The 3,219-nt window shown below is 56.3% G+C and carries 1 rRNA gene; it reads right to left on the bottom strand.

The window, feature by feature from the left end:
- Positions 1 to 81: 81 nt before the first annotated feature.
- Positions 82 to 3,202 (bottom strand): 23S ribosomal RNA (locus tag BN976_RS14235).
- Positions 3,203 to 3,219 lie beyond the last annotated feature (17 nt).

The raw sequence follows: 3,219 nt of genomic DNA, 5'->3' as shown, positions 1-3,219 counted from the left end.
TTTTGGTGGTGGGGTGTGGTGACGCCCAACCGGGTTTCCCGGGTTGTGGTGTCTGTGGTTGTGGTTGCGAGGTTTTGTTGTTGTTGTAAGTTTTCGGCCGGTTAGTGCCAGTTCCCTGCGCCCATTGCTGGGTTTCTAGGTCTGGTCTATCGATCCCGTGGTCTGCGGGGGGCCTTATCCCACTTAATGGGTGAGAAGCCTGGTCTTGGAGAAGGTTTCCCGCTTAGATGCTTTCAGCGGTTATCCTGTCCGAACGTAGCTATCCAGCAGTGCCCCTGGTGGGACAACTGGTAGACCAGAGGTTCGTCCGTCCCGGTCCTCTCGTACTAGGGACAGGTTTCCTCAAGCTTCTGACGCGCGCGGCGGATAGAGACCGAACTGTCTCACGACGTTCTAAACCCAGCTCGCGTGCCGCTTTAATGGGCGAACAGCCCAACCCTTGGGACCTGCTCCAGCCCCAGGATGCGACGAGCCGACATCGAGGTGCCAAACCATCCCGTCGATATGGACTCTTGGGGAAGATCAGCCTGTTATCCCCGGGGTACCTTTTATCCGTTGAGCGACACCCCTTCCACTCAGAGGTGCCGGATCACTAGTCCCGACTTTCGTCCCTGCTCGACATGTCCGTCTCGCAGTCAAGCTCCCTTGTGCACTTACACTCAACACCTGATTGCCGTCCAGGTTGAGGGAACCTTTGGGCGCCTCCGTTACATTTTAGGAGGCAACCGCCCCAGTTAAACTACCCACCAGGCACTGTCCCTGAACCGGATATACGGTTCGAGGTTAGAGGCCCAATACGATCAGAGTGGTATTTCAACAACGACTCCACCCACACTGGCGTGTGAGCTTCACAGTCTCCCACCTATCCTACACAAACCGTATCGAGCACCAATACCAAGTTGTAGTGAAGGTCCCGGGGTCTTTTCGTCCTGCCGCGCGTAACGAGCATCTTTACTCGTAATGCAATTTCGCCGAGTCTATGGTTGAGACAGTTGAGAAGTCGTTACGCCATTCGTGCAGGTCGGAACTTACCCGACAAGGAATTTCGCTACCTTAGGATGGTTATAGTTACCACCGCCGTTTACTGGGGCTTAAATTCTCCGCTTCACCCCGAAGGGTTAACGGGTCCTCTTAACCTTCCAGCACCGGGCAGGCGTCAGTCCGTATACATCGTCTTGCGACTTCGCACGGACCTGTGTTTTTAGTAAACAGTCGCTTCTCACTGGTTTGTGCCACCCACTACCGCTACCCACCGCGAGGGTGTTGACGGTGTGTGGGTCCCCCTTCTCCCGAAGTTACGGGGGCATTTTGCCGAGTTCCTTAACCATAGTTCACTCGTACGCCTCGGTATTCTCTACCTGACCACCTGTGTTGGTTTGGGGTACGGGCCGTGTGTGCGCTCGCTAGAGGCTTTTCTCGACAGCATAGGATCACCGAATTCGCCTCAATCGGCTATGCATCACCTCTCAGGATATATGCCAGACGGATTTACCTATCTGACTCCCTACAGGCTTACCCCAGTATTACCACTGACTGGTACGGCTACCTTCCTGCGTCACCCCATCGCTTGACTACTACCCACCTGGGTCCCGCGCAGCCGGTGATCCCCGCACCCCGAAGGGATTGGTGGACCACCATTTGGGCGGTTAGCAAAATGGATTCATCAGGGACGCTCACACACGGGTACGGGAATATCAACCCGTTGTCCATCGACTACGCCTGTCGGCCTCGCCTTAGGTCCCGACTCACCCTGGGCGGACTGGCCTGGCCCAGGAACCCTTGGTCTTCCGGCGGGCAAGGTTCTCACTTGCCTTATCGCTACTCATGCCTGCATTCTCACTCCCACACCCTCCACAGCTCCATCACTAGGCTGCTTCACCGGATGCAGGACGCTCCCCTACCCAGCACACACAGTGTGCTGCCGCGGCTTCGGCGGTGTGCTTGAGCCCCGCTACATTATCGGCGCACAATCACTTGACCAGTGAGCTATTACGCACTCTTTCAAGGGTGGCTGCTTCTAAGCCAACCTCCTGGTTGTCTTCGCGACTGCACATCCTTTTCCACTTAGCACACGCTTAGGGGCCTTAGCCGGCGATCTGGGCTGTTTCCCTCTCGACGCACGGAGCTTATCCCCCGCCGTCTCACTGCCGCATTACACCGTGTCGGCATTCGGAGTTTGGCTGACGTCAGTAACCTTGTGAGGCCCATCGGCCATCCAGTAGCTCTACCTCCGACACGAACACTGCGACGCTGCACCTAAATGCATTTCGGGGAGAACCAGCTATCACGGAGTTTGATTGGCCTTTCACCCCTACCCACAACTCATCCCCTCAGTCTTCAACCTAAGTGGGTTCGGGCCTCCACGCGGTCTTACCCGCGCTTCACCCTGGCCATGGGTAGATCACTCCGCTTCGGGTCCAGAACACACCACTACACCAACCCCTACGGATTGGATACGCCCTATTCAGACTCGCTTTCGCTACGGCTACCCCACCCGGGTTAACCTCGCGACATGTCCCTGACTCGCAGGCTCATTCTTCAAAAGGCACGCCATCACCCCACCACGAAGGAGGGCTCTGACGGATTGTAAGCGCACGGTTTCAGGTACTATTTCACTCCCCTCCCGGGGTACTTTTCACCATTCCCTCACGGTACTAATCCGCTATCGGTCACTGGGAAGTATTCAGGCTTACCGGGTGGTCCCGGCAGATTCACAGCAGATTCCACGGGCCCGCTGCTACTCGGGGAAACATTTCACAGAAGCCGTTGAGTTTTCGTCTACGGGGCTCTCACCCTCTACGACAGACCATCCCAGGCCACTTCAACTAACCCAACGGTTGATCACTCCTGCCCTCATCGGCGGATGAGAGAAGAAACGCCCCACAACACCGCACACACAACCCCCGCCGGGTATCACATGCACACGGTTTAGCCATCCTCCGCTTTCGCTCGCCACTACTCACGGAATCACTTTTGTTTTCTCTTCCTACGGGTACTGAGATGTTTCACTTCCCCGCGTTCCCCCCCAACGCCTATATATTCAGCGTTGGGTGACACGACATCACTCGTGCCGGGTTTCCCCATTCGGACATCCTCGGATCCACGCTCGGTTGACAGCTCCCCGAGGCATATCGCAGCCTCCCACGTCCTTCATCGGCTCCCAGTGCCAAGGCATCCACCATGCGCCCTTAAACACTTACAACACAAAACCAAAAAAAT

Origin of the sequence: Mycolicibacterium austroafricanum (assembly GCF_000612725.1) — a bacterium.
Taxonomy (GTDB): domain Bacteria; phylum Actinomycetota; class Actinomycetes; order Mycobacteriales; family Mycobacteriaceae; genus Mycobacterium; species Mycobacterium austroafricanum.
The sequence above is the reverse complement of the archived record's forward strand: the minus strand, read 5'-3'. Positions and strand labels throughout refer to the sequence as shown.